The organism is Vibrio sp. 10N.261.54.A5, assembly GCF_041471145.1.
GTDB lineage: Bacteria > Pseudomonadota > Gammaproteobacteria > Enterobacterales > Vibrionaceae > Vibrio > Vibrio crassostreae_C.
Map to the genome: position 1 here is coordinate 1 of NZ_JBFRNU010000088.1, position 703 is coordinate 703.

The following is a 703-nucleotide window of genomic DNA, read 5'->3' on the forward strand; positions in this document are numbered from 1 at the left end:
TGTCTCGTCCTAAAATACGTTGACAGTATTTCTACTAAGCCAACAGCATCAGCTGTTGGCTTTTTTCATGCACCTCATTTGGAGTTTTCATCCTGAGACTAAGGTGCGGCCTCATATTGTTATAGGTACTTATAGACTCTTTTACTAGTTGTTTAAGCTCTCCGAGGTTTTTACACTTATTAAGTAAGAACTCTTGTTTCAGTATTCCATTTACTCTCTCTGCTAATGCATTTTGATAGCAGTCATAACCGTCTGTCATCGAGGGGCTTATGCCGCTACTTTTCAACTTATCTTGATAAACACCGGAGCAATACTGGAGACCACGATCAGAGTGATGGATACACGAACGATGATATTGACGCCCCTTAATAGCCATATCTAGCGCTTTCACAACATCCGTCGCCTTCATTTCGTTGCTCAGCTCGTAGCCCATAATTTTCCGACTAAACGCATCAGTTACCAATGAGAGATAGTGAATGCCTTCATCTGATTGGATATAGGTAATATCACTTACTAACACACCCTCTGGAGTGCATGGTTTGTAGTTCTTTAATAAGTTCGGATGTTTTTTCATCCAATGCTTACTGTTTGTCGTTTTCGTAAAACTACGTTTAGGTCTTACCAATAACCGTTCATCACGTAAGTAGTTGAAAAGAGCATCCCGACCTAACTTGATACCTTGTTCTTGCAACTTTGGCTTAAG

General features: G+C 40.3%; 1 protein-coding gene. It reads right to left on the minus strand.

Annotated elements, in window-relative coordinates:
* Positions 1-34: 34 nt before the first annotated feature.
* Positions 35-703 (minus strand): IS3 family transposase (locus AB4329_RS21650; protein WP_372139255.1); only part of this gene is annotated, 669 nt, incomplete at its 5' end.